Origin of the sequence: Oceanisphaera arctica, from assembly GCF_002936955.1 — a bacterium.
GTDB lineage: Bacteria > Pseudomonadota > Gammaproteobacteria > Enterobacterales > Aeromonadaceae > Oceanimonas > Oceanimonas arctica.
Genome location: NZ_MPZM01000006.1, coordinates 50,691 through 76,484, shown reverse-complemented (window position 1 = coordinate 76,484; position 25,794 = coordinate 50,691). Strand labels below are relative to the sequence as shown.

21 protein-coding genes and 2 riboswitches are annotated in these 25,794 nt (G+C 60.0%); of the genes, 14 read left to right on the top strand and 7 right to left on the bottom strand.

The genetic code is table 11. The features are described 5' to 3' along the window. Positions 1 to 32: 32 nt before the first annotated feature. The 5 genes from UN63_RS04545 to UN63_RS04525 all read left to right on the top strand — a co-directional run bounded on the left by UN63_RS04545 (position 33) and on the right by UN63_RS04525 (position 8,625). On the top strand, positions 33 to 4,127 hold the full coding sequence (locus UN63_RS04545; protein WP_146084715.1) for a hypothetical protein: 4,095 nt from the start codon (positions 33 to 35) through the stop codon (positions 4,125 to 4,127). Between the two features lie 239 nt (positions 4,128 to 4,366). After that, entirely contained in the window at positions 4,367 to 5,284 is a 918-nt protein-coding gene (gene osmF / locus UN63_RS04540) for a glycine betaine ABC transporter substrate-binding protein OsmF (protein WP_104485593.1), read from the top strand. Positions 5,285 to 5,793: 509 nt separating this feature from the next. After that, complete coding sequence (locus UN63_RS04535; RefSeq protein ID WP_229793491.1) at positions 5,794 to 6,975, top strand: ABC transporter permease; 1,182 nt, start codon at positions 5,794 to 5,796, stop codon at positions 6,973 to 6,975. Continuing rightward, positions 6,941 to 7,888 (top strand): ABC transporter ATP-binding protein, encoded by a 948-nt coding sequence (locus UN63_RS04530; protein WP_104485591.1) that lies wholly within the window; start codon positions 6,941 to 6,943, stop codon positions 7,886 to 7,888. Before UN63_RS04535 ends, UN63_RS04530 begins: the two co-directional genes overlap by 35 nt. Next, positions 7,885 to 8,625: an ABC transporter permease gene (locus UN63_RS04525; RefSeq protein WP_104485590.1), complete on the top strand. Its 741-nt coding sequence runs from the start codon at positions 7,885 to 7,887 to the stop codon at positions 8,623 to 8,625. Before UN63_RS04530 ends, UN63_RS04525 begins: the two co-directional genes overlap by 4 nt. Positions 8,626 to 8,642: 17 nt before the next feature. Here UN63_RS04525 and UN63_RS04520 read toward each other — a convergent pair whose 3' ends face one another. From UN63_RS04520 to UN63_RS04510, 3 genes are all read right to left on the bottom strand, one after another. Next, complete coding sequence (locus tag UN63_RS04520; RefSeq protein WP_104485589.1) at positions 8,643 to 9,323, bottom strand: type 1 glutamine amidotransferase domain-containing protein; 681 nt, start codon at positions 9,321 to 9,323, stop codon at positions 8,643 to 8,645. 283 nt (positions 9,324 to 9,606) lie between these two features. After that, entirely contained in the window at positions 9,607 to 10,911 is a 1,305-nt protein-coding gene (locus UN63_RS04515; RefSeq protein ID WP_219821069.1) for an LLM class flavin-dependent oxidoreductase, read from the bottom strand. Beyond that, positions 10,911 to 11,684: a 3-oxoacyl-ACP reductase gene (locus UN63_RS04510; RefSeq protein ID WP_104485588.1), complete on the bottom strand. Its 774-nt coding sequence runs from the start codon at positions 11,682 to 11,684 to the stop codon at positions 10,911 to 10,913. The genes UN63_RS04515 and UN63_RS04510 overlap by 1 nt, the downstream gene beginning before the upstream one ends. Before the next feature lie 51 nt (positions 11,685 to 11,735). Further along, positions 11,736 to 11,841: riboswitch (TPP riboswitch) on the bottom strand. Between the two features lie 575 nt (positions 11,842 to 12,416). On the opposite strand from UN63_RS04510, the gene pyrC reads away from it, so the two are divergent. After that, on the top strand, positions 12,417 to 13,484 hold the full coding sequence (gene pyrC, locus UN63_RS04500) for a dihydroorotase (RefSeq protein WP_104485586.1): 1,068 nt from the start codon (positions 12,417 to 12,419) through the stop codon (positions 13,482 to 13,484). 149 nt (positions 13,485 to 13,633) lie between these two features. Then, positions 13,634 to 13,771, top strand: a riboswitch (TPP riboswitch). A gap of 99 nt (positions 13,772 to 13,870) precedes the next feature. Further along, the gene (locus tag UN63_RS04495; protein ID WP_104485585.1) at positions 13,871 to 15,310 is read left to right on the top strand and encodes a sodium:solute symporter family protein; all 1,440 of its coding nucleotides are present in this window, start codon (positions 13,871 to 13,873) and stop codon (positions 15,308 to 15,310) included. 132 nt (positions 15,311 to 15,442) lie between these two features. On the opposite strand, the gene UN63_RS04490 is transcribed toward UN63_RS04495, so the two are convergent. After that, complete coding sequence (locus tag UN63_RS04490) at positions 15,443 to 15,814, bottom strand: cupin domain-containing protein (protein ID WP_181068173.1); 372 nt, start codon at positions 15,812 to 15,814, stop codon at positions 15,443 to 15,445. A gap of 254 nt (positions 15,815 to 16,068) precedes the next feature. On the opposite strand from UN63_RS04490, the gene UN63_RS04485 reads away from it, so the two are divergent. Continuing rightward, positions 16,069 to 16,338 (top strand): RNA recognition motif domain-containing protein, encoded by a 270-nt coding sequence (locus UN63_RS04485; protein WP_104485583.1) that lies wholly within the window; start codon positions 16,069 to 16,071, stop codon positions 16,336 to 16,338. Next, positions 16,328 to 16,801: a YehS family protein gene (locus tag UN63_RS04480; protein ID WP_104485582.1), complete on the top strand. Its 474-nt coding sequence runs from the start codon at positions 16,328 to 16,330 to the stop codon at positions 16,799 to 16,801. The genes UN63_RS04485 and UN63_RS04480 overlap by 11 nt, the downstream gene beginning before the upstream one ends. A 67-nt stretch (positions 16,802 to 16,868) precedes the next feature. Here UN63_RS04480 and UN63_RS04475 read toward each other — a convergent pair whose 3' ends face one another. Continuing rightward, positions 16,869 to 17,762 carry a LysR family transcriptional regulator gene (locus UN63_RS04475; protein ID WP_104485581.1) on the bottom strand — a complete coding sequence of 298 codons (894 nt, stop codon included), beginning with the start codon at positions 17,760 to 17,762 and terminating at the stop codon, positions 16,869 to 16,871. 163 nt (positions 17,763 to 17,925) lie between these two features. On the opposite strand from UN63_RS04475, the gene UN63_RS04470 reads away from it, so the two are divergent. Further along, entirely contained in the window at positions 17,926 to 18,966 is a 1,041-nt protein-coding gene (locus UN63_RS04470) for a YeiH family protein (protein ID WP_104485580.1), read from the top strand. Positions 18,967 to 19,028: 62 nt separating this feature from the next. On the opposite strand, the gene UN63_RS04465 is transcribed toward UN63_RS04470, so the two are convergent. After that, positions 19,029 to 20,060 carry a Gfo/Idh/MocA family oxidoreductase gene (locus tag UN63_RS04465; protein ID WP_104485579.1) on the bottom strand — a complete coding sequence of 344 codons (1,032 nt, stop codon included), beginning with the start codon at positions 20,058 to 20,060 and terminating at the stop codon, positions 19,029 to 19,031. 25 nt (positions 20,061 to 20,085) lie between these two features. After that, the gene (locus UN63_RS04460; RefSeq protein ID WP_104485578.1) at positions 20,086 to 20,991 is read right to left on the bottom strand and encodes a LysR family transcriptional regulator; all 906 of its coding nucleotides are present in this window, start codon (positions 20,989 to 20,991) and stop codon (positions 20,086 to 20,088) included. A gap of 158 nt (positions 20,992 to 21,149) precedes the next feature. Between UN63_RS04460 and UN63_RS04455 the strand changes: the two genes are divergently transcribed. The 4 genes from UN63_RS04455 (at position 21,150) to UN63_RS04440 (ending at position 25,758) form a co-directional block, all read left to right on the top strand. Next, the gene (locus UN63_RS04455; RefSeq protein ID WP_229793492.1) at positions 21,150 to 22,850 is read left to right on the top strand and encodes an L-lactate permease; all 1,701 of its coding nucleotides are present in this window, start codon (positions 21,150 to 21,152) and stop codon (positions 22,848 to 22,850) included. Between the two features lie 73 nt (positions 22,851 to 22,923). Then, entirely contained in the window at positions 22,924 to 23,697 is a 774-nt protein-coding gene (locus UN63_RS04450; protein WP_104485577.1) for a (Fe-S)-binding protein, read from the top strand. Then, positions 23,687 to 25,105: a LutB/LldF family L-lactate oxidation iron-sulfur protein gene (locus UN63_RS04445; RefSeq protein ID WP_104485576.1), complete on the top strand. Its 1,419-nt coding sequence runs from the start codon at positions 23,687 to 23,689 to the stop codon at positions 25,103 to 25,105. Before UN63_RS04450 ends, UN63_RS04445 begins: the two co-directional genes overlap by 11 nt. Further along, on the top strand, positions 25,105 to 25,758 hold the full coding sequence (locus UN63_RS04440) for a LutC/YkgG family protein (RefSeq protein ID WP_104485575.1): 654 nt from the start codon (positions 25,105 to 25,107) through the stop codon (positions 25,756 to 25,758). Before UN63_RS04445 ends, UN63_RS04440 begins: the two co-directional genes overlap by 1 nt. Positions 25,759 to 25,794 lie beyond the last annotated feature (36 nt).

Below are 25,794 nucleotides of genomic sequence, written 5' to 3'. Positions count from 1 at the left end.
GATATTGCAGCCGCTGCCAAGGAAGGAACCTTATGCGCCCTGTTGTCACCCTTTTACTCTTTATGTTCACTCTGTTGCCGCTCACGGTCCGCGCCCTGAGCCCGGAGCAGGTGCCCGCTCCGCTGCAACCCTGGGTTGACTGGGTGCTGCACGACGAAGAGCAGCGCCACTGCCCCTTAATCCATAATCAGGGCGAAGCCTATCAGTGTGCCTGGCCTACCCGGCTGGCGCTGAACCTGGGTGATAACGGCGGTCGCTTCAGCCAGCAATGGCAGCTCTACCGGGAAGGCTGGGTGCTGCTGCCCGGCGACCAGAAACACTGGCCCCAGCAGGTTACCGTGAACGGCGAGCCGATGCCGGTATCGGCCGACAAGGGCAAACCCCGGATCAGGCTGCCCGCCGGGAAGCATAACGTCGAAGGCCAATGGCAGTGGGATCGATTGCCGACAACGCTGACTCTCAATCCGACCACTGGTTTGCTGGCACTTACTATCAATGGTGTACTGATAAAATGGCCGGAACTGGATAAAGAGGGCCGGTTCTGGTTAGGGCAGCGCAAGACAGATGCCGAGGATAACCCCCCTCGGGGGGATTCGCTGACGCTGCAGGTGTATCGCAAGGTCGAAGACCGCATTCCCCTGCAGGTCACCACCCTGATCAACCTGGAGGTAGCCGGGGAGCAACGCGAACTGCTGCTGGGCCCGGTGCTGCCCGACAAACAGATACCGCTGCTGCTAAACAGCCCCCTGCCCGCCCGGCTGGAGCCCGATGGTCGCTTGCGGGTGCAGGTACGCCCGGGTCGCTGGAGCATCAACCTGCACAGCCGTCATCCGGCCCCGGTTACACGCCTCGCCCTGCCCGAAGTGCCCGCTCCCTGGCCGGAGCAGGAGGTCTGGGTATTTCAGGCCGTCAATCAGCTGCGACTGGTCGAGGTAGAGAATCTGGTCTCCATCGATCCCCAGCAAACCCGGCTGCCGCAAGACTGGCAGAACCTGCCCGCCTACCGGCTCACTCAGGGTGACCAGATGCAGCTCAGGGTGATACGGCGCGGAGACCGGGAGCCCGAGCCGGATCGGCTCGACCTGCAGCGCCAGCTGTGGCTGGACTTCGACGGGGGCGGCTACACAGTGCAGGACAACATCAAGGGCCGCATGACCCGGGGCTGGCGGCTGGAAACCACACCGGCCCTGCAGCTGGGCCGGGTCTCCATCGACGGAACACCCCAGTTTATTACCCGCCAGGAAGGCTCGGATAAACTGGGCGTGGAAGTCCGTCGGGGCGCGCTCAATCTCGGTGCCGACAGCCGCTATGAAGGGGACATCAGTACCCTGCCGGCGGTGGGCTGGGATACCGACCTGCAAAGCCTGCACGCCCGGCTGCACCTGCCGCCGGGCTGGAAGCTGTTTTCGGCCTCGGGCATGGATAACGCCCCCAACACCTGGTTGCAGCGCTGGACCCTGCTGGATTTGTTTCTGGTGCTGATAGCCGCCGTCGCCGCCTATCGCCTCTGGGGCTGGCAATGGGGTTTGCTTGCCTTGCTGACCCTGATACTGATCTGGCACCAGTCCACCGGCATGGGTTCGCCGCGCTGGGTCTGGCTGCATCTGCTGGCGGCCACGGCGCTGCTGCGGGTGCTGCCCGCCGGACGACTGCGACAAGGGATGATCGGTTATCGCAATCTCAGCCTGCTGGTGCTGCTGCTTATCGCCATCCCCTTCATGGTGGCCGAGGTGCGTACCGCCATGTACCCGCAGCTGGCGCGGGCCTCGGCCTATAACGCCTTCCCCATCGAATCCGAGCCCCAAGTCGAAACCCATGACCGGATAAGGGAACTGGCGGTCCACGATCAGGCATTACCGGCTACGGCACCGTTGCGGGAGCTGGCCGACAAGCGGTCCTATACCTCCGGCCAGAGCAAACCGCTGACGCAAATCGACCCCGATGCCCGGGTGCAGACCGGCCCCGGCCTGCCGAACTGGCAATGGAACAGCGTGGATCTGAGCTGGAACGGCCCGGTACAAGGGGATCAGCAGATCCGGCTGGTACTGTTGTCGCCGGGTATCAATCTGCTGTTGAACCTGCTGCGGGTGGGGCTGGTCAGCCTGCTGGTGCTGCGCATGGCGGGCGTGAGCTTCAGCCGTGGCCGCGGCTTCCATCTGCAACAGGGTCTGTTATCGGCCCTGATTCCGATAGGGCTGCCGCTCTTGCTACTGGCCCCCCTGTTGCTCGCCCTGCCTGGCACGGCCCAGGCAGAGATGCCGGATGCCCGGCTGCTCGAGCAACTGAAAACCCGGTTGCTGGCCCCGCCCGACTGTTTGCCCGACTGTGCCCAGATATCAGCCATGAGCCTGACCGCAAGCCCGCAACAACTCGAGGTTGAACTGGAAGTGCACACCCAGGAAACGGTCGCCGTGCCCCTGCCGGCCGATACCGATCACTGGATGCCGCGCCGGGTGCTGATAGAGGGGGAAGTCGCCGAGGCGCTGCTGCGTGATCGGACCGGTACTCTTTATCTGCGGCTGCCGGCGGGTATTCACAGGGTCAGGCTGAGCGGCCCCCTGCCCGAGCAGGGCGGCGTACAACTGCCCCTGAGCCTTCGTCCTCATCGGGTGGAGGCACAGTTGAACGGCTGGACCTTGCAAGGAGTGGATGAAAACGACGTGCCCGGCGCCCAGCTGCAGCTGAATCGAATTCTGCCAGAGAACACCGCGCAGGAGCACAACATACTGGAGCCCGGCGTGCTGCCGGACTTTGTACGGGTAGAAAGAATACTGCGACTCAATCTGGACTGGATGGTCGAGACCCTGGTGACCCGCCAATCGCCGGTCGGACAGCCGATATCGATCGAGATACCGCTACTGGCGGGTGAGTCGGTACTTACCGACGGTGTTCGCGTGCAGGACGGCAAGGTCATGCTGACACTTGCCGCCAACCAGCAACAGGCGCACTGGCAGTCTCGTCTGGAAAAGGCCCAGATCCTGACCCTGACCGCGGCCGACACCCGCCGCTGGACCGAGGTATGGCGAGTGGATACCAGCCCAATCTGGCATCTGGAAAGCAGCGGCATACCGGTGATCCATCATCAGGATCAGACCGGTAACTGGCTACCGGAATGGCGCCCCTGGCCCGGAGAGCAGATCAGGCTCGATATCAGCCGCCCCGCCGGGGTCGACGGCCAGACCCTGACCATCGACAACACCCGGTTGAAGGTGCAACCCGGCAAGCGCGCCATCGACGCCAGCCTGCGGCTGCAACTGCGCAGTAGCCAGGGCGGTCAGCACAGCATGCAACTGCCCGACAATGTGGAACTGCAGTCGGTCACCATCGACGGCAAGGTCCAGCCGATCCGTCTGCAGGGCCAGACCCTGACCTTTCCTCTGACGCCGGGCGCCCAGACCCTGGAGATCCACTGGCGTCATAACGAAGGCATCAGCCCGCTGCTCTATACGCCGATGATCGAGCCGGGCAGCGCCAGCGTCAACAACAACATAGAACTGGAACTGGGCCGGGATCGCTGGATCCTGTTCGCCATGGGCCCGCGCCTGGGCCCGGCGGTGCTGTTCTGGAGCCAGCTGACCATCACCCTGCTGCTGGCCGTCGGCCTTAGCCGGGTCACGTTCACCCCGCTGCGCCTGCATCACTGGCTGCTGCTGGGCATAGGGCTGACCCAGGTTCCCTTGTGGATGGCGCTGATGGTAGTGGCCTGGCTGCTGGCCCTCGGCCTGCGCGGTCGCTGGCAGCATGCGGAGGCCGGCCGGCTGTTCAACCTGGTGCAAATAGGTCTGGTGTTGCTGACCATGGCGGCGCTGAGTTATTTGTTCTACGCCATACAACAGGGCCTGCTGGGCCTGCCCGACATGCAGATCAGTGGCAATAACTCCTATGCCAATACCCTGCGCTGGTATCAGGACCGAAGCGAGGCCGCGCTGCCCCAGGCCTGGGTGTTGTCGGTGCCGCTGCTGGTATACCGGCTGCTGATGCTGGCCTGGGCGCTGTGGCTGGCCTTCGCCCTGCTCAGCTGGCTACGCTGGGGCTGGGGCTGTTTCTCCAGTCACGGCATCTGGCGACCCTTCAACCTGCGCATAGCACGCGGCGGCAAGAAGGACGCACCCGGTGACAAGACCTGAATCATCGGGCAAAGGGATCTGCTCCGCCGACCTTCTGTTTCAGGGATGAAACAGAGAGCGTACATGGATGTATTCACAGCGAGTCGGCGGAGCGGGCCCTTTTGTCCGATAAAGCCTGTACCACCAAAAGGCGAGAATACCGGTTAGCTGTTTACCAGGGGGCAAGCTTTGCATAGAGTATCCTTATGCTTTTCGGACTCATTCTTCCAGGCTCATTTATTTAGACAAGGAACAACAACATGAAAAAGTCGCTGGCTTCGGCCCTGTTCACCCTTTCCATGGCCGTGGCCCAACCGGGCCTGGCCGCCGACTCCATAGTCGTGTCTTCCAAAATCGATACCGAAGGCGGCCTGCTCGGCAATGTCATCTACCTGGCGCTGGAAGATGCAGGCCTCGATGTAGAGAATCGTTCACAGCTGGGCGGCACCCCCATAGTGCGCAAGGCCATTATCTCCGGCGAAATCGACATCTACCCGGAATACACCGGCAACGCCGCCTTCTTTCACAACAAGGAAGAAGACCCGGTATGGAGAAGTTTTCAGCAGGGTTACGATCAGGCCAAACAACTGGATTACGACCAGCACAAGCTGGTCTGGCTAACGCCGGCCAACGCCAACAACACTTGGGCCATCGCGCTGCGTCAGGACATTGCCGATAGTAACCAGTTACATACCATGTCCGACTTTGGCCGTTATGTAAGCCTGGGTGGCGAGGTCAAACTGGCCGCCTCGGCCGAGTTCGTGTCCAGCCCGGCGGTACTGCCCGCCTTCCAGAAGACCTATGATTTCACCCTGGCCGACAATCAGCTGCTGGTGCTGGCCGGTGGTAACACCGCGGCCACCATCAAGGCGGCGGCTCTGCAGACTGACAACACCAATGCGGCCATGGTGTATGGCACCGACGGCGCCATCGCCTCGGTCGGCCTGGTGGTAATGGAAGACGACAAGGGCGTGCAGCCCGTCTACGCCCCGGCGCCCATCGTGCGCGAGCAAACCCTGCAGGCACACCCGGAGATCGCCACTATTCTGGAACCCATCTTCCAGTCTCTGGACGTCAAGACCCTGCAGCAGCTGAACAGCCGCATCGCCATCGGTGGCGAAAGCGCCCAGGCGGTCGCCAGAAGCTACCTGGCCGACAAGGGCTTTTTGAAGGACTAATACTATCGGATTAAATATGCGTGCAGATTGCCAGTAACACCGTTAAACGTGCACGCATCGGCCAAAGGGCCCGCTCCGCCGACTCGCCGTGAATCCCTCCCTGGAGGCTCAGCCGCGCCATCCGTGGCGCGGATGGTCGGCTGAGCAGATCCCTTTGTCCTCCTTTACGCACTGGTGTTGCCTGTCTGCATTACCGCCAGCACCTCCGTGGCTGGTGAGAGACAACAGGGAACGACTCCAGCGACCGTAAAATGCCGGGGCCGGAAAATGCTCCTGCCGTTCCGGCATTCTCGCCCTCCATGGCGGTCAGACTGCATTTCCGAGCCCCCATGGGGCGAACTTGTTCGCCGGGACGAGCCGTTTCAGCCTGACCAAACATCCTGTGAATGTTTGCAGTAGGCTTAAACTGTGAGTGTCATGTCCCATGGCGTGTCAAGGGAGGCGGCCCCGCTGTCTCTGGGTGCTGCGATATAAATCGACGGTTTTTTAAGTATGTGTCAGGAGTTTTTTTGAAGTTTTCCAATCTGGACAAGGTCGGCGGCACGCTCGGGTTCGCCCTGCTGCTGTCGCTGTTTGCCCTGCCCTTCGTCAGCCTGCAACCCAACCGCATCATGCCCGGCCAGAGCATCGGCCTGCTGGATTCGGCCAGCCTCAACACCCTGATACCATTTCTGGTGATGTTAGTGCTTACCAGCCTGCTATCTCTTTTCAAAACGGCAATACGCACCCGTTTGTTACTGATCTTTCTGACCCTGATGACGCTGATGTATACCGTCGGCGCCGGCGCATCCCAGCTGCTGGTCGAGGCCAGCCCCCTGGCCCGGGTATCCCTCAACGCCGGCTTCTGGCTGGCGATATTCTGGCTGGCGCTGCTGATCACCGACGCCGCCATCAAGCTGGCATTGCGTCCCCTGCCCCGGCTGGCGCTGGTGGCGGTGATCGTGGCCGCCGTGACGAGCCTGCTGGCCGCCGGGTATTGGGATTCCCTGTCGCTACTGCGTGAATATCACAACCAGACCGACTTCTGGCGCCAGGCGGTTCGTCATCTGCAGCTGTCGCTCGGCAGCATCATCCCGGCGATACTGGTCGGCATTCCGCTGGGGGTGCGTTGTCACCGCTCGGCCGGTCTGAAGGCCATGGTCTTTCCTGTGCTCAATATCCTGCAGACCATCCCCAGCCTGGCCATGTTTGGCCTGCTGATGATCCCTCTCAGTCTGCTGGCCACCGGCTACCCGCTGCTGGCCGAACTGGGTATCCGCGGCATCGGCGCCGCACCGGCGGTGATCGCGCTGTTTTTCTATTCGCTGCTGCCCATCGTTAGTAATACGGCGCTGGGCTTCGACAAAGTAGATGCCCGGGTACGGGAAGCCGCCACCGGCATGGGCATGAACGCCCGCCAGCGACTGTGGCAGGTGGAGTTTCCGCTGGCCATGCCGGTGATCCTGACCGGCCTGCGGGTAGTTGTGACCATGAACATAGGCCTGGTTGCGGTGGCAGCCCTGGTGGGTGGCGGCGGCTTCGGCACCTACATCTTTCAGGGGCTGGGCCAGACCGCCACCGATCTGGTGATTCTGGGTGCGGCGCCGACTCTGGTGCTGGCCTTTCTGTTCGCCATTGTCATCGACACCCTGATAGCCCTGCAACGAGGAGGCAAGCATGATCGAAGTAAAAGCACTCAGCAAACAGTTTGACGCACAGATTGCCGTCAATGATATCTCGTTCAGGGTAGATCACGGCCAGTTCTGCATGCTGGTCGGTACCTCAGGCTGCGGCAAGTCCACCACACTGCGCATGATCAACCGGCTGATAGAACCCAGCCACGGGCAGATCCTGATCAACAACCAGGATGTGACCACACTACCACCGGAGCAGCTCCGGCGCCGTATCGGCTACGTGATTCAGGGAGTGGGGCTGTTTCCGCACCGAACCATTCATCAGAACATCGGCACCGTGCCCCGGCTTCTGGGCTGGAAAAAAGCGGATATAGATGCGCGGGTCACCGAGTTGCTGACCCTGTTCAAGCTGGATGCCGCCACCTTCGCCGGCAAATACCCGCACCAGTTGTCGGGCGGCGAACAGCAACGGGTGGGCGTGGCCCGGGCCCTTGCCGCCCGGCCGGAACTGCTGCTGATGGACGAACCCTTCGGCGCCCTGGATCCGCTGACCCGGGAGCTGCTGCAGGATGAACTGTTGCGGGTGCAGAAGCTGCTGGGCATCACCATTATCATGGTGACCCACGATCTGGAAGAAGCGGTAAAAATGGCCGATGTGATCGCGGTAATGGACAAGGGCGAGCTGCTGCAGCTGGACAGCCCAGAGACCCTGCTGCGCCACCCTCGAGAGGGCTTCGTGCAGAGTCTGGTAGGCGGGCTGGACAGATCCCTGCGTCTGCTCGCCATCAAGCAGGTGAGTCAGGTGATGACGCCCCTGCAACAGCAGCCGTCGCCTTCCGTACCCAGCATCGCGGCCAACGCCAACCTGCGCGACGCCATGGCGCTGCTGATCTGGGAACGGGCGGAACAGCTGCAGGTGGTGGATGCCGCCGGCAAACACATAGGTCAGGTCACCATGCATGATCTGCTGCAACAGGGCGCCCGAGCATGACGTTTCCCTCTGCCCGCGGCTGGCTGGGCATCGGTCTCCCCCTGCTGCTGTTGCTGATCATGACCCTGAACATGGCATGGCTGGAGCCACTGTTTCGCCCGCTGGTCGATGCTCGGGCACCGGCCATCTATCCCCGCGACAGCTTCCTGAACCTGCTGATCTGGCATCTGGCGGCGGTATTCATCGCCATCGCCGCCGCCACTCTGGTAGCGCTGGGCGGCGGCATTCTGGTGACCCGCGCAGCTGGCCGGGAGTTTCTTCCCCTGGCCCGGGCCATCGCCAACCTGGGCCAGACTTTTCCTCCGGTAGCTGTGCTGGCGCTGGCGGTACCGGCGCTGGGCTTCGGGCTAACCCCCACCCTGGTGGCGCTGTTCCTCTACGGCATGCTGCCCATCTATGAAAATACCGTCACCGGCCTGCAACAGGTGCCTGCCAGCGTGCGCGAGGCGGCACGCGGCATGGGCATGAGCCCGCACCAGCAACTGTGGTCGGTAGAATTGCCGCTGGCGCTGCCGATGATCATCGCCGGCATCCGTATTTCTCTGGTGATCAGCATAGGCACCGCCACCATAGGATCGACGGTCGCGGCCAAGGGGTTCGGGGAGGTGATTATCGCCGGTCTGCTGACCGACAACATGGCCTTTGTGCTGCAAGGCGGCATCATGGTGGCGCTGGTGGCCATCATTATCGATGCCGTGTTTCAGCGGCTGGAACGGCGGCTTTCGCCGCCGAATTGAGACGTTAGTGTTTCAACTTAATGCTTCAACAGCGCCAGCAGGGCCTCGGCCGCCGGCTCGGAAGAAGCCGGGTTCTGGCCGGTCACCAGCAAACCATCGGTTTCCACATAGGGCTGCCAGTCATCGGCCTTGCGATAATCGCCGCCGTTTTTCCGGAGCATATCCTCCACAAAAAAAGGCACTATGTCGGTCAGCTGCACCGCGGCTTCTTCGCTGTTGGTAAAGCCGGTCACCCGCTTGCCGTCCACCAGGGGCTTGCCGGTGCCAGATCTGACATGGCGCAACACCGCCGGGGCATGGCACACGGCCGCCACCGGTTTGCTGGCAGCGGCAAAGGCCTCGATCAGCGCGATGGAGTCGGTATCTTCCGCCAGATCCCACAGCGGGCCATGGCCGCCGGGATAGAACACCGCATCAAACTTACTCGCCGACATCTCCGCCAGCTTGTGCGTGCTGGCCAGCTCCGCCTGCGCCGCCGAGTCGGCCCGAAAACGCTCGGTGGCCTCGGTCTGGGCATCCGGCGCGTCACTTTTCGGGTCCAGCGGCGGCTGGCCACCCTTGGGTGAAGCCAGGGTGATGGTGGCCCCGGCATCCTTGAACACATAATAAGGAGCGGCAAACTCCTCCAGCCAGAAACCGGTTTTCTCGCCGGTATCCCCCAGCTGGTCGTGAGAGGTCAGTACCATCAGAATACGCATATCGACTCCTTATCCGTTACAGAAACGTGTTTATCAGGGTAGCCGATAGGTCAGCAAGATGACACCGCAGGCCACGCCGGAGCATCAAGGAGGACAAGGGGATCTGCTCCGCCGACCATCACATGACAAGGCCGAAAAATGCTCCTGCTATTTCGGCATTCCCGCCGTCCCTGGCGGTCAGATGTCATGTGTTGAGCGTCACAGGGACGTGCTTGAAGCGTGTCGGCGGAGCGGGCCCTTTGGCCGAGGTGTAGCCCTCGGCCAAAAACTGAAGTTACTCGGTTCAGGATTCGGGCCGGGCCAGCCCCAGATGATCGCGCAGTGTGGTGCCCCGATATTCGGTGCGGAACAGGCCGCGGCGCTGCAGCTCCGGTACCACCTGATCGACAAAGTCCTCGATGCCGGCGGGCAGCGAGGGAGGCATCAGGTTGAAACCGTCGGCGCCTTCGTTACGAAACCAGCGTTCCATTTTGTCGGCAATCTGCTCCGGCGTGCCGACCATGGTGCAGTGACCGCCACCGGCCGCCAGCCGCCCCAGCAACTGGCGTACCGTAGGCTGCTCGGTTTCGATAATCCGCAATATGGTGCTGTAACGGCCCTTGGGCCCGTTAAAGGCATCCAGAGACGGCAGTCCCGGCACCGGCTCGTCCAGCTCCCAGTTCATGCAGTCCTGCTCGGTATACTGACCGAGCTGGCGCAACGAAGCTGCTACCGGCAGCAGTTCGTCCAGTTCCCGCTGCTTGGCGCGAGCTTCATCTTCGGTCGAAGCTACATAAGTGACCAGCCCCGGCATGATAGGCACAGAGGTCGTTCTGCCCGCTTCCTGCACCCGCCGCTTGATGTCCCGGTAGTAGTCCTGGGCCGCCGGCAGATCGTAGGCCACCGCATAGATGGCTTCGGCCCGCCGTGCGGCCAGCTCTCGGCCCTGCTCCGAAGCACCGGCCTGAAACAGTACCGGATGACCCTGGGGCGGACGCGGCACGTTGAGCGGCCCGTCCACCAGGAAGAATTCACCGTCATGGTTGATGGGCTGCACCTTGTCCGGATCCGCATAGTGGCCCTGCCGGTCGAAGGTCAGCGCGTCCGCCTGCCAGGAGTCCCACAGCTTGAGTACCGCATCCACAAATTCATCGGCGCGGCGGTAACGATCCGTATGCTTCGGCATGGCCTCATAGCCGTGGTTACGCGCCTCCACATCGAACATAGAGGTCACCACGTTCCAGCCGACACGCCCGCCGGAAATATGATCCAGAGAAGCCACCAGCCGGGCCGCATGAAAGGGGGTATAGAAGGTGCTGGACACTGTGCTGATAAGCCCGATGCGGTCCGTGGCCCGGCTCATGGCCGCCATGGCGGTCAGCGGCTCCAGAAACCAGGGGCTACCGTCGGACACATTGCCCGCCGACTGACCGTCGGCAAAAAAGACCGCATCCAGCTTGCCCCGTTCGGCGGTCTGCGCCAGCCGCTCGTAGTAACGGATATCGCCCAGTTGCTCTACCGATGAATTCGGGTGCCGCCAGGCGCCCTTGTGATGACCGCAACCGAACAGAAACAGGTTGAGATGCATCATGCTTTGTTCAGCCGCCATCAGTTTTTCACCAGGCCGCCATCCACCACCAGATTCTGGCCGGTGACCGAGCGTGACCAGAGCGAGGCGAAGAACAGGGTGGCGTCGGCAAACTCTGCCGGCGTGGTCACCCGCCGCAGCGGCGTGTTGGCGGCGATATAGTCAAACACCGCCTCGGGGGTGGCCGCCGAGGCATCGGTGGTGCGCAGCAGGCCGCCGGACACCATGTTGACGGTAATGCCGTCTGGGCCCAGATCCTGCGACAGGGTGCGGGTCAGCGACAGCAGCGCCGCCTTGGCCGCGGTGTAATCGTGATAGGGCACCACCGGATTCTGGAACAGGTTGGTGCCCACGTTTACGATGCGGCCGAAGCCCGCCTCGCGCATGCCGGGCAGCGCCGCCTGGATGGTATTGAGCGCACCCTTGACCACACCTTCCAGCTGCTGGTTGAGATCTTCCCAACGCAGCTGATCCGCATTAGGCCGGGCATCACCGTTGAAGGAAAAGGCCGGCAGGGCGTTGTTGATAACAGTGGTGATCGGGCTGCCAAAATGCTCCCGGGCGTGGGCGAACATCGCCTGTACCGCGGCGGCATCGGTCACGTCAGCCTGCAGCGCCAGTGCGCGGCCGGGGGCTTCTGCCGCCAGCTTTTCGGCGGCCTCGGCGCTGTTCAGGTAGTTGATCACCACATTGGCGCCTTCACGCAGAAAGGCCCGTACCAGGTGTTCGCCCAGACCGCGGCCGCCACCGGTGACCAGCACCAGTTGTTCGTTCAGATTGATGGAAGTGTGCATCGCTACCTCTTTATTGTAAGAGGCGAAGGCATGATGAGGCTGCGGGGCCCTGGGCCGAAAGGCAGACATCCCTTCGCCAGTATGAACTGGATCAGGTTCAACGGGTGTTATCTCAGCCCTGCCGGCCACTGGCCGCAAGACACCCCGTGTCACGCCCAGACCATAACATACCCTTTACAAAGCTGTAAGCCGTAAGCCTTCCCCCAGCGGGGAGCTGGAAGTCTGTCTCTTGGTCACAAATTCAGAGTAGGTGAATAGCTTGGTTTTTAGCTCGATGTTTGCACATCGGCCAAAGGGTCAGCTCCGCCGACTCGCTATGAATACATCCATGTACGCTCTCCGTTTCATCCCTGAAACGGAAGGTCGGCTGAGCAGATCCCTTTGTCCTCCTTGCAGCTCCGGCGTCGCCTGCTTGTGATGCCCACAACTAAATCGGGCGTCAAGAAGAGGCTGCAGGGATTGCCTCAGCCGACCGTCAAATGCCAGGGCCAACAAAAGCTCCTGCAATGCTGGCACTCCCGCCGTCCCTGGCGGTCGGATGGCATTTGCTGAGCGTCACAGGGATGTGCTCGAAGCGGGTCGGAGGAGGCAGCCCTGTTGCCTCTTTATACAGCAGACCTGTTTATGACCAAGAGATAGGCTTTCGACTGAAAGCTGTCTTGGATTTGGTGAAAGCCGCCGCTAAGTGGATAATGAAGCTCTTGATGTAATGGATAACACGCCGAGCCGACTATGACCGCAACTACGACCGCAACTACGACCGCAACTACGACCACACTGACCATCACCCGCCCCGACGACTGGCACCTGCACCTGCGCGATGGCGAACAACTCAAAGACACGGTTCGCGATGCCAGCCGTTATCTGGGTCGCGCCCTCATCATGCCCAACCTGCTACCACCGGCCACCACCACCGAGATGGCGCTGGCCTACCGCGACCGCATTCTGGCGGTACGCCCACAAGGCAGCCAATTCGAGCCGCTGATGAGCCTCTACCTGACCGATAAAACAGACCCGCAGGAAATCCGCAAGGCTAAAGCCACCGGCAAAATTGTGGCCTGCAAGCTCTACCCGGCCGGCGCCACCACCAACTCAGACTCCGGCGTGACCGATGTGAAAAACATCTACCCGGTGCTGGAAGTCATGCAGGAAACCGGCACCCTGCTGCTGGTGCACGGTGAAGTGACCGACTCGCGTATCGATATATTCGACCGTGAAAAAGTCTTCCTCGAAACCGTGCTGCCGGATGTGGTGCGCGACTTCCCGAACCTGAAAATCGTGCTGGAGCACATCACCACAGAGCACGCGGTCAAATTCGTGGAGCAGGCCGGTGACAACGTGGCGGCCACCGTGACCGCCCATCACCTGCTGTTCAACCGCAACCACATGCTGGTGGGCGGCATTCGTCCGCACTATTACTGTCTGCCCATTCTCAAGCGCAACACCCACCAGCAGGCACTGGTGCGTGCGGCCACCAGTGGCAGCAAGAAGTTTTTCATGGGCACCGATTCGGCCCCTCATTTTCAGCACCGCAAGGAAGCCGCCTGCGGCTGTGCCGGCGCCTACACCTCGCACGCCGCAGTAGAGCTGTATGCAGAAGCCTTCGAGGAAGCCGGTGCGCTGGACAAGCTGGAAGCCTTTACCAGCCTCAACGGCCCGGATTTTTACGGCCTGCCACGTAATGAAGACACCATCACCCTGGTGAAGGAAAGCTGGGTCGTCGGCGAAGTCCTGACGCTGGGTGGCGACAAGCTGGTGCCGATCCGCGCCGGTGAGTCCATCGACTGGGCGGTAAAATAAACCTCTCTACCGAAGTGAAATGAAGTAAAAACGCGGCCCTGAACCGCGTTTTTTTATGCCCGAGCTAAAGGTGTGCCATGTCACGAATCTGAATAATTTCCGTTCGGGTCCCATGATTGACAATGGTCACCATTCTTCTTACTCTCTGACGCAATTCCTGGGGGAGCCTGGGTATATCCGCTTAGCGCGCGATACACCCGACCTGGCTGAGATTCCGCAAAAGACCGCGGTAACCCTTCGAACCTGATCCGGGTAATGCCGGCGAAGGGAAGGAAATGACTGACTCTCACTCTCCCTCCTGTTCTGCCCGCCGTTGCCCGGCGCCATGTAGCCAATGAATGGCTATCACCGTCATGCTTGCCTGTTACGGGCAAAGGGAGAACATCATGCTGGACACCACCGCCACGGTTTTGTGGCTCTGTTTATTTGCCGCCGTCTTTGCCATTCCCGGCCTGCTTTATGCCCGCCGCCAGCAAGACAAGCTGGAAGACTTCATTGTGGCCCGCAACAGCCAGAGCAGCAGCGCCACCATGCTGACCCTACTGGCCACCACCATGGGCACCTGGATACTGTTTGGTCCGGCTCAGGCCGCCACCTGGGGCGGTATCGGCGCCATTACCGGCTATGCGCTGGGGGTGCTGGTGCCCCGGCTTATCATGATCCCGCTGGGCAGCCGCATCCGTGAACTGATGCCCGAAGGTCACACCCTCACCGAGTTCGTGCTCGGCCGTTATGGTCGCAGCATGTACGGTTTTGTGCTGGTTATCATGATGTTCTACCTGTTTATCTCGATCACAGCCGGCCTCACCGCCATCGCCCAGATGGTCGCGCTGCTGGCTCCGGTACCGCTGTGGGTCACCGCTACCATAGTGATGGGCGCCACCCTGCTCTACACCCTCTATGGCGGGCTGCGGGTCACCATCTTCACCGACCGGGTGCAGATGCTGGTGATACTGCCGTTTCTGCTGCTGCTGATCATGTTCGGCTGGCAGGCCGCCGGCGGTCTGGCTCCGGCCATGGCCGGGCTGAAGGAAAAAGCCCCCCACTTGCTGAATCCGCTCGATACCACGGGCCTTAAATCCGGCCTGACCTTTTTCATTGCCGTGGTGCTGACCGGTCTCTTCTATCAGGGCACCTGGCAGCGGGTGTTTGCCGCCAGAGACAACAAGGTGATCCGCAACAGCTTCATTCTGAGCGGCGTGCTCAGCTTCCCCATCATCTTCATCATGGGCATGTTCGGGCTGGTGTTCGTGGGACTGGGTCTGCCCGGCGATGGCTCTGTGGCCCTGTTCAGCGTGCTGATGCCGAATATGCCGCTGTGGTTTGCCATCGGTCTGCTGCCCTTCGGGCTGGCGCTGATCATGAGCAGCGCCGACTCCACCATCAGCGGTATTTCCAGCATGATAGTGGTGGACCTGCGTCGCCTGCTGCCGAACATCAGTGCCCACAAGCTGCTGGGGCTGTCGCGCTGGCTGATCTGCCTGGTATCCCTTCCGATCTTGTACGTCGCCTCCCAGGGTTTCAGCGTGCTCTATCTGTTCCTGCTGGCCGATCTGTTGTGCTGCGCTGCCGCCTTCCCGGTGTTCTTCGGCTTCTACAACGCCCGTTATCAGAGCTATAACGCCGTGATCAGCACCGCTGCCGGCCTGGCCGCCGGTTTCTGGCTGTTCCCGGCGCCGGGCGCAGAAATCAAGTATCTGCTGGAGTCCTTCCTGCTGGCCACCCTGGTGCCGGTGCTGGTGTCCGGTCTGCTGATGCTGGTGCCCAGCCGCCAGCCGTTCGACTTCTCGGTACTGCGCCAGCGCATCCGCAGCCTGGAAAACTGATAACGCAGGAACGGCCCATCGCGAGCCGTTCCCTGTCAGATCCCGACAAACCGGTGGTATAACAAAAAGGGCCAGCCGCTACTCCAGCGGCTGGCCCTTTGCCGACCTTGTTATCGGTAATGAATCATCGCCTCACCGGGATTCAGGTACGAAGATCACATAGTATTTTTTAGTGAATTCCAGTATCTGCCAGGTCCCCTTGAAACCATAGGGGATCATAAAAGCGTCCCCCTTGCGGAAATCCTTGCTGTTGCCCTGCTCGTCGGCGATACGCACATGACCCTCCAGGATATAGCAGAACTCGTTGCGCTCACTCACCGCATGCCACTTTCCCGGTTCACTCTCCCAGAAGCCCGCATCCAGCTGCCTGGTGCTGTCGGTAAAGTAATTAGCTGTCCCCTGCTTGGGTGTACCTTCGAAGCGTCGTTCGGGGGGCGGTTCGCTGGCGGTGGGTGCCAGGGGGTGGTGAGAAAAGGCTACCACCTTATCAATCGTAACCGGCATAACTCTCTCCTTGATATGCATATGGACCCAGCTGATAGCTTTGTCCTCCATGCAGGATTTGATTAGCACCAACATATCCGGCCTGATAGAACCAGAGGCGAAATTGTCTGCCCGGTAAGCTATATTGCAACCAGTGACGGGGCAGACGCAGGTCGGCTAACCTGTTACACTCGCCGCCCTTTTGCGCCATCACAGCCGCGCTTATTTTGCCATCGCACCCTTGTATTGCGCACCGGCGTCATACTGGAGATACCATGAAAATCATGATCCGGGGCCTGTCCCGACTCACCACAGAAGACAAGGTACTGGCCCTGCTGGCACCTTACGGCCTGGTGCATTACTTCCATCTGGTCATGGACCCCAGCACCAAAAATTCCAAGGGCTTCGGCTTCGCCTTCATGCCCAACCCGGCTCAAGCCAAGGCCGCCATCAAGAGCCTGAACGGCATGGAAGTGGACGGCCAGAAAATTCGCGTCAAAAAAGCGGAAATGAAACCAGGGGAGCAAGACGGCAATGACCAATAACGATATTCTGCGCCGCGTCCGTTATGCCCTCGACCTGCCCGATCAACAAGCCATAGCGCTGTTCGGTCTGGGTGACGTGACCATCGACGAAGCACAATTTCTGGCCCTGCTGGCCAAGGAAGAAGATGCCAACTACCACAGCTGCAGCAATGAGCAGATTCTGGGCTTTTTGGACGGTCTTATCCTGAAAAATCGCGGCCCGCGCGAAGGTGGCCCGGCACCGCGTCCGGAACAGGCCGAACCCATCAACAACCAGGTGTTCAAGAAGCTGCGCGTGGCACTGGAATTGAAGGAAGAAGACATTCTCGGCCTGCTGACCCTGGCCGGTTTTGAGGTCAGAAAACCCGAGTTGACCTCGCTGTTCCGCAAGCCCGGCCACAAGCATTATCAACCCTGTGGCGATCAGTTCCTGCGCAACTTCCTGCAGGGCTTGGCGCTGCAGCGTCGGCACGGCGCCGAGTAAGCGCCCATTGGCGTTTATTGAGGACCACCACCCGGTCGGTTTCTGCTGACCGGGTGATGCCTATCAGCTAGGTAACCGCTTGGCTGATCTGTTGCCAGCACAGCGCCACCTGCTCGGAACGAAAGGGTGGCCGGCAGAACAGTTCTATATCCAGTTTTACCCATGCCGACAACGGCAACTCCACCAGTCGCCCCTGATTCAGCTCTTCTCTGACCAGGCTCGCCGGCAAAATACTGGCCCCATCCCCCTGTAGTGCCAGCGCCTTCAGCCCCTCACCCAGGGCATTTTCGCATACCGGAAGACAAGGCTGCTCACTCAATGCCGGCAGACATTTTTGCTGGATAAGCTCACCCAGAAAAGACGTTGGTGGATACAACAGTAATCGCAGCGGCGCTTCGGCAGACAGCGCATGCAGCGGATGACCTGCGGCGTCGACCGCCGAGACCAGCACCAGCCGATCCTGACCCACCACCCGCCGCTCCACCTCGGGGCGATTCAGCATCGGGTTCACATCGTCGCAGGAAAAACACAGCAGAAAGTCGGCCGAGCCGGACATGAACTGCTCGATGGCATCGTGATAGTGACCCGTATTCAGCCGGATCAGGCTGTCCCCCAGATGAGGCCGCAATTGATGGATCCAGCCGGGAAAAAAGGTGACCGCCAGCGAAGGTTGTACCACAAAGTTCAGGCTGCTGTGTTCATGCAGACTCTGGCGCAGCTGGCCACGTATGCCATAAATCTGCGACAATAGCAGCCGAGCCTGTTCCAGAAAGCTTTCTCCTGCCTCGGTCAGCGTCATGGGGTAGCGCTCCCGACATACCAGCGGTACGCCCAGCCAGTTTTCCAGCGAACGAATTCGTCGGCTGAACGCCGGCTGTGTCACGAAACGCGCGTCCGCCGCCTTGGAGAAGTTACCCTGCTCGGCCAGCGCCACGAAATCATGCAGCCATTTACTTTCCATTATTCAGCTCGTTAATACATTGATGCGGTATTGTATGCAGAAAAGTAACAGGTCCGCTATAAAAAGGCATTAGATACTCCCGGGCTCGCCTCTTACCATGAAAATCTATCATAGGCTTCATTAAGCTGGCCTCAATACAGACTAACCAGCAAGGACGGCACTCATGGCTGCAGGAACCAACAATCAGGTAATGGGCATGTTGCAACAAATCGAAAATACGAGAAAACGCTACTTTCCCGGCGTCTGTGTGGCGGTCACCATAGGTATCGCCGCCAGCTTCCTGTCGCAGCAATACGGGGCCCCCGCCATGCTGATGGCACTGCTGCTCGGGCTGGCATTCAACTTTTTGAGTCAGGAGTCCGTCTGCCTGCCGGGGCTGGAGTTTTCTGCCAAGACTGTGCTTCGCATCGGGGTTGCCATGCTGGGGCTGCGCATCACCTTCAGCGATGTGCTCACCCTGGGTTGGTCACCGCTACTGATGGTGTGTTCATCAGTGGTGCTGACCATCGGCTTTGGCGTGGTCATGGCCCGCATGCTGGGATTCTCTTCTTCATTCGGCACCCTCACCGGCGGCTCGGTCGCTATTTGTGGTGCATCGGCCGCCATGGCTATCAGCAGCGTGCTTGATCAAAATGAAGAGACCAAGCGCAATACACTGTTCACCGTGATCAGTGTCACCACCCTCAGCACCTTGGCCATGATCTTCTATCCGATGATCAGTACCAGTCTGAATCTGACTCCGCAGGAAGCAGGGCTATTTATCGGGGCTACCATTCACGACGTGGCTCAGGTGGTGGGTGCCGGCTACAGCATGTCGAGCGAAGTGGGTGACCTGAGTACCTTTGTCAAACTGCTGCGTGTGGCCATGCTGGTACCCATCGTCATGACTATCGGTATTCTGATCCAACGAGCGGCCCGGCAACGCGGTGAAAAGAGCAGCGGTAAAGGTGTCGCAATTCCAGGCTTCCTGCTCGGCTTTGTGGCCCTGTTCATCCTCAACAGCCTGGGCTGGATCCCGACCGCCGTCAGCCAGCCGCTGGCCGGCAGTTCCTCCTGGTTGCTGCTGACCGCCATCGCCGCCCTGGGCGTACGTACCCAGCTTAAGGACATTCTCTCGGTAGGCTGGAAGCCGGTGCTACTGGTGATACTGGAAACCCTGTTTATCGCTGGCCTGATCATCGCTTACATCCTGCTCAGTCAATAAGCCAGTCCCCTGCAGCAACCAAAACGGCGACCCTGGGGTCGCCGTTTTTATCTCTGTCGAGCCTACCTGAAACTGGTAGCAGTCAATGACAGCGTGCATCCCTCCGTCGAGCTTTTTTCCGCCAGGTTGATGATATTGAGCCCATCCAATGCATCCTGCATAGTCACCGGCAAGGGCCCTTCGCCACGAATTGCCTTGGCCGTGGCCTGGTAGAAATAGCGATAGCCTCCGATTTCCGACTCGATCACCTCCGGCTCCTCGTCGGAATAAAAAACGCCGTAATCCGCTTCGGCTTCTTTGGCCAGATACGGCGAGTCCGGCACTATGCCGTTCTGCAGCCGCTCTTCCTGCGGATCGAAACCGCGTTTGATATAGCAGCCCCGCTCTCCCTGAAGTTTGAAGCGTAACGTCGGCCCGGGGTGATAGGGGCTGGAATGCAGCAAGACTTCTTTGTCACTGTAATGCAGCTGCACATGAAAATAATCGGTTACCTCGGAGCCGGGTCGCATCGACAAGCAACGCGCGGTCACCGACAAGGGCTTGCCGAACAGCACCAGTGCCTGATCCACCATGTGCCCGCCCAGATCGAACCAGACGCCGGCACCCTCGCCGGGTTTCTCTGCCCGTACCCGCGGCCGGAAACGGTCGAAGTGGGACTCGAAACCGTGAATGGGTCCCAGGGTCTCTTCGGCCAGCAGCTTGCTCAGCGTCAGAAAGTCGCTGTCCCAGCGGCGATTATGAAAGGGGATCAGGCACAGTTTATTGGTGTCGGCCAGTCGCATCAGCTCGGCGCCCTGATGCAGCTGGGTAACGCAGGGGTTTTCCATCACCACGTGCAGTCCCAGGTTCAGCGCCTTGAGACCCAGCTCGTAGTGCACCTCGTTGGGCGCGGTGATCACCACCAGCCGGGCGCCGGATTCGGCCAGCATCTGATCCACGTCGGTATAGACCTTCACCTCGGGCCACTCTTGCGCCGCCTTTTCCGGCTTGGAGGTACTGATGGCCACCAGCTCGAACTCCGACAGACTATCGATAAAAGGAAGATGGAAAATGCTGGCGGACTGGCCGTAGCCAATAATGGCGGTTTTAATCATGGGTAGCTCTCGTTAAAAGTTCTCGTTAAAAGTAATGCTTGATATCCATGTAACGGGAACGGATATGCTCAATCAACAGCTTTATTTTGCGCGGCGGCTGGCGACTGTAGGGATAGACGGCATAAATACCCAGTATCTTGCCAACCTGCCGGGGTAACAGCTCAACCAGACGCCCCGCCTGCAGATCCGGATAGACCAGACAACGGGGCATATAAGCCAGGCCATGGCCAGCCAGGGCCGCCTTACGCAGGGCGGCGGCGTTATCGGTGGAAAAGTTGCCGCTCACCCGTAGCGGATAAATTTCGCCATGCCGGTTGAACAGCCAGTCACGGGCCCCGCTCTCCTGATAACTGTAGATAAGACAGCTATGCTGCAACAGATCCTCCGGCACCCGGGGCTTGCCGCGGCGACTAATATACGCAGGAGCGGCACAGATGGTCCAATTTGAATCCAAAATATGACGCGCAATCAGGTTGGAGTCGTCCAGGTGCCCGGTACGAATCACCAAATCATACCCCTCTCCAATCAGGTCTACGAAACGATTATCCAGCGACATATCCACCGAAATAGCCGGATGCAGTTCACAAAATTCGGCGACTGCCTCCGCCAACAACAACTCACCGGAAATGGTGGGGACCGACATCCGGATATGCCCCTGCAACGACTGGCTATAGCCGGTCACAGCGTCAAACGCTTCCTGAGCGGCCTGTGCCACCAGACGGGCGTGCTGGTACAACACCTGTCCCGCCTCGCTCAGCGTCAAACGCCGTGTGGTGCGGTGGATCAAGGTGCTGCCCAGCTCCTTTTCCAGCCGGGCGATACGCTTACTCACCACAGAATTGGTCAGGCCATTGGCATCGGCAGCCTTGCTGAAGGAGCCTAATTCAATCACCTGAGCAAACAGAACGAGATCGTCGGTTTTCGGCATCATTCATCCACTTTTGGAAGTAATCAGTTTCATTAAATCTATATATCCACAAAGAACAAGGGAATATGGTTACACCCCATTAACACCGGGCTCATCATCCTACCCTAAAGCAAGAGTACGCCAGTGATGATAACGAAGACATAACCAAGGAAGGAACCGCCATGCTGAATGATTCCCTACTGGCACTGCTGGCATTTTCGCCCATAGTGCTTGCCGCCATCCTGTTGGTCGGCCTGCAGTGGCCAGCCAGACGCGCCATGCCCCTGGCATTTATATTGACAGTGCTCATCGCCCTGCTGGCATGGAACATGAGTACCACCCGGGTGATCGCCTCCAGCCTGCAGGGTCTGGTGATTTCCATCTCGTTGCTATGGATCATCTTCGGCGCCATCCTGTTGCTGAATACCCTGAAGCATACCGGTGCCATTACCACCATTCGCAACGGTTTCACCGCCATCTCGCCGGATCGCCGCATTCAGGCCATCATCGTCGCCTGGTGCTTCGGCTGTTTCATCGAGGGCGCCTCCGGCTTTGGCACCGCCGCCGCCGTGGCCGCGCCGCTGATGGTAGCGCTGGGCTTCCCGGCTCTGGCGGCGGTACTGATGGGCATGATGATCCAGAGCACACCGGTGTCGTTCGGTGCCGTGGGTACCCCCATCATCGTCGGCGTAACCACCGGCCTGGATAATGCTGCCATCAACAACACCCTGACCGCCGCCGGCTCCGACTGGGAAGCCTATCTGCAAACCGTGACCAACAACGTGGCGGTCACCCACACCATCATCGGCATCCTGATGCCTCTGTTCATGTGCATGATGCTGACTCGCTTCTTCGGCAGAAACAAAAGCTGGAAAGAAGGCCTCGACATACTGCCGTTCGCCATCTTCGCCGGTCTGGCCTTTACCATGCCTTACGCCCTTACCGGCATTCTGCTCGGCCCGGAGTTTCCTTCCATGGTCGGCGGTCTGGTCGGCCTGGCTATTGTCGTGACCGCAACACGTAAAAACTTCCTGGTGCCCAAGAGCACCTTCGAGTTCCCGGAAGAGAAAAGCTGGCCGGCTGAATGGCTGGGCTCGATCGCCATTCACAAGGAAGATCTGAAACAGCATCCTATCAGCCTGGGTCTGGCCTGGTTCCCTTACCTGCTGCTACCAGTGCTGCTGGTACTGAGCCGCACCAGTGATAGCTTCAAGGGCCTGCTCAGCAGCTGGAACATCGCCTTCGGCAATATTCTGGGCGAAGCAGGTATCAGCGCCAGCATCCAGCCTCTGTACCTGCCCGGTGGCATTCTGGTGTTCGTTTCCCTGGTGGCGGTACTGAGCCAGACCCGCTCGCTTTCCGCCTTCGTTCCGGCAGTCGCCGAGTCTTCCCGAACCCTGCTCGGTGCCGGATTCGTACTGATGTTTACCGTGCCCATGGTACGCATATTCATTAACTCCGGCGTCAACGAGGCCGACATTGCCAGCATGCCGGTCATGGCTGCCAAGGTTGCCGCCGACCTGGTCGGCGATTTCTTCCCAGCCATCAGCGGTGCCATCGGTGCCCTGGGGGCTTTTATCGCCGGTTCCAATACCGTGTCCAACATGATGTTCTCCCAGTTCCAGTTCGAGGTCGCTCACACGCTGAATGTATCCACCGCCATGGTGGTGGCACTGCAGGCAGTGGGTGCCGCCGCCGGCAACATGATAGCCATCCACAACGTGGTCGCGGCCTCGGCTACCGTCGGCCTGCTCGGACAGGAAGGAGCCACCTTGCGCAAGACCGCCCTGCCAACCCTCTACTATCTGGTGGCCATCGGCGTCATCGGCATGATTGCCATCTATGGACTGGGTATTTCGGATCCCCTGCTGAAATTGTCTTGAGTTGCGTTGCCTGCCGGTCGGTACCAGACCGGCAGGCAACAGCTAAAACAATGTTATTTGAAGGAATTACCTTATGTCGTCCACTATTCGTATCTACCCGGCCAAACCAGAAAAGGTGTATGTCTACGCCACCTGCCTGGTGGACATGTTCTCCCCCCAGAGCGGGCTGGATGCCATCCGCCTGCTGGAACTGGCCGGTGTCGAGGTCATCTACGTGCCCAAGCAAACCTGCTGTGGTCAACCAGCCTATTCATCCGGCTACGAAGAGGATGCCAAAACTACAGCTCTGAGCCAGATGGAACTTTTCCCCGAGCCCTGGCCAGTGATAGTGCTGTCCGGATCCTGCGGCGGCATGATGCACCATCATTACCGCAGGTTGTTCGCCGGCAGCGAGCAAGAGGCGGCAGTGAATCGATTTTGTGAGCGGGTATTCGAACTCACCGAGTTTCTGGTGCAGGTATGCCGCATACAGCTGAAGGATCAGGGACCATCCACCTCGGTGGTGCTGCACACTTCCTGCGCCGCCCGCCGGGAAATGAAGGTACACACCACTTCCCGCCACCTGCTGAGCCAACTGGAGCGAGTAGAACTGCGCGAACAGGCCTACGAAAGCGAATGTTGCGGTTTCGGCGGCACCTTTTCGGTACGCCACCCGGCGATCAGCGAAGCCATGGTGCAAGACAAGACCCGGCATCTGCACGACACCCGAGCCGAGCAGCTAATCAGTGCCGATTGGGGTTGCCTGCTCAACATCAACGGGGCTCTGGAATTTCAGGGAAAAGAACTGCAGGGAACACATCTGGCGACCTTTCTGCTAAGCCGACTGGAGGGACATAATGCACAATAAACCCCAGCTGTTTCATCCCCAGGCCGAGGAGGCTCTGGCCAACCCCGAGCTGCGAGCCAACTTCCGTGGCGCCATGGACTATCTGCGCGACAAACGCCAGACTGCCTTCGCCGACCCGGATGAAGAGAGCGCCATCCGCGACCGGGCCGAAGCCATCCGGCAGCGCTGTCTGAGTAAACTACCGACGTTGCTGGAACAACTGGAAGCCAATTGCATCGCCAACGGCATCCGGGTGCACTGGGCAGAAAACGCCGAGCAGGCCAACGCCCTCTTCGCCGACATCATTCAGTCTCATGGCGGCATCCTGGCGGTCAAGGGCAAGTCCATGGTGAGCGAAGAGATAGAGCTGAACCACGCCATGGCGAAGGAAGGCATCGACTGCCTGGAAAGCGACATGGGCGAATACATAGTCCAGCTCGGCGACGAAACGCCGTCACACATCATCATGCCCGCCATTCACAAGAACAAACAGCAAGTGGCTGACCTGTTTGCCGAGCACGTGCCCGGCTTCAAACACACCCTGGACGTGGATACCCTGATCCAGACCGGGCGCAATGTATTGCGCGAAAAATTCCGTAGCGCCGACATCGGGATCTCGGGCGTCAACTTCGCAGTGGCCGAAACCGGTACCCTGTGCCTGGTGGAAAACGAGGGCAACGGGCGCATGTGCACCACAGTTCCCGAGGTGCATATCGCCATCACAGGTATCGAAAAGGTGGTTGAGTTTCTGGACGACGTACCACCACTGTTCAGCGCCCTCACCCGCTCGGCGACCGGCCAGACCATTACCACCTACTTCAACATGATAAGCGGGCCTCGCAAGAGCGACGAGCTGGATGGCCCCAAGGAAGTGCATCTGGTGTTACTCGACAATGGCCGCAGTCAGGCCTTCGTGGATGAGGAAATGCGCAAGACGCTGCAGTGCATTCGCTGCGGCGCCTGCATGAACCACTGCCCTGTCTACACCCGCATCGGGGGTCATGCCTATGGCACCGTCTATCCCGGGCCCATCGGCAAGATTATTTCACCCCACCTGATGGGGCTGGAAGAAACTCAGGATCTGCCCACCGCCTCCAGCCTGTGTGGCGCCTGCGGCGAAGTCTGCCCGGTACGTATTCCCATTCCCGAACTGTTGCAGCGACTGCGGCGCGAGGCCAAACAGGCGCCCCGCCCCGGTGTACCCGCCCTGCGCGGCCAGGGTGCAGCCAAAAGCAATCTGGAAGCCTTTGCCTGGCGCAGCTTCGGCCTGCTCACCCGCAAGCCGGCGCTGTACCAAATGATGAGCTGGTGCGCCACCCGTCTTCGCGGCCTGATACCGAGCAAACTGGGACCCTGGACTCGCTGTCGCACCGCCCCCAGACCCGCCGCCAGAACCCTGCGCGAACTGATGGCCGAGAGGAACAAATAATGTCGACTGCCCGAAATGCCATTTTCAACCGACTGCTTCAGGCACAGGTCAAGCCGCTGCCGGTCAATAATCCGGACTACCCTGTCTGGGATAACTCCGACCGAAACACCATGCTTAGCCGGTTGACAGAACTGCTACAGCAGAATCATGCCGAGGTGATCAACCTGAAGCGTGGTGAACTGATAGCGACCCTGAAGACCCGGATCGAGAAGATGGGACTGAAACATATCGCCACCGGCACCGGCGGAGACTTCCATGCCGAGATAACCGAGGCTCTGGCCGGTTGCGCCGAAAAATTGCCCTTCGACCAGCCGCTGGAACAGTGGAAAGACGAGCTGTTCAACCGGGTGGATGCCGGCATAACCGGCTGTCACGGCGCCATTGCCGCCACAGGTACCCTGGTACTCTGGCCCGGCTCGGCAGAACCTCGTACCCTGTCGCTGGTGCCTCCCTGCCATATCGCTATTCTCAAGGCCTCGACCCTGCACGCCAACCTGCCGGCGATGATGGCGGACCAGGGCTGGGCAGAAAATATGCCCACCAATCTGCTGCTGGTCTCGGGGCCATCCAAGACCGCCGACATTCAGCAGACTCTGGCCTATGGCGCCCACGGCCCGAAGCAACTATTGGTGCTGATCCTGGAAGACGTCTGATGGATACACCAATATCGAAATCACTTAAGCGCTTAT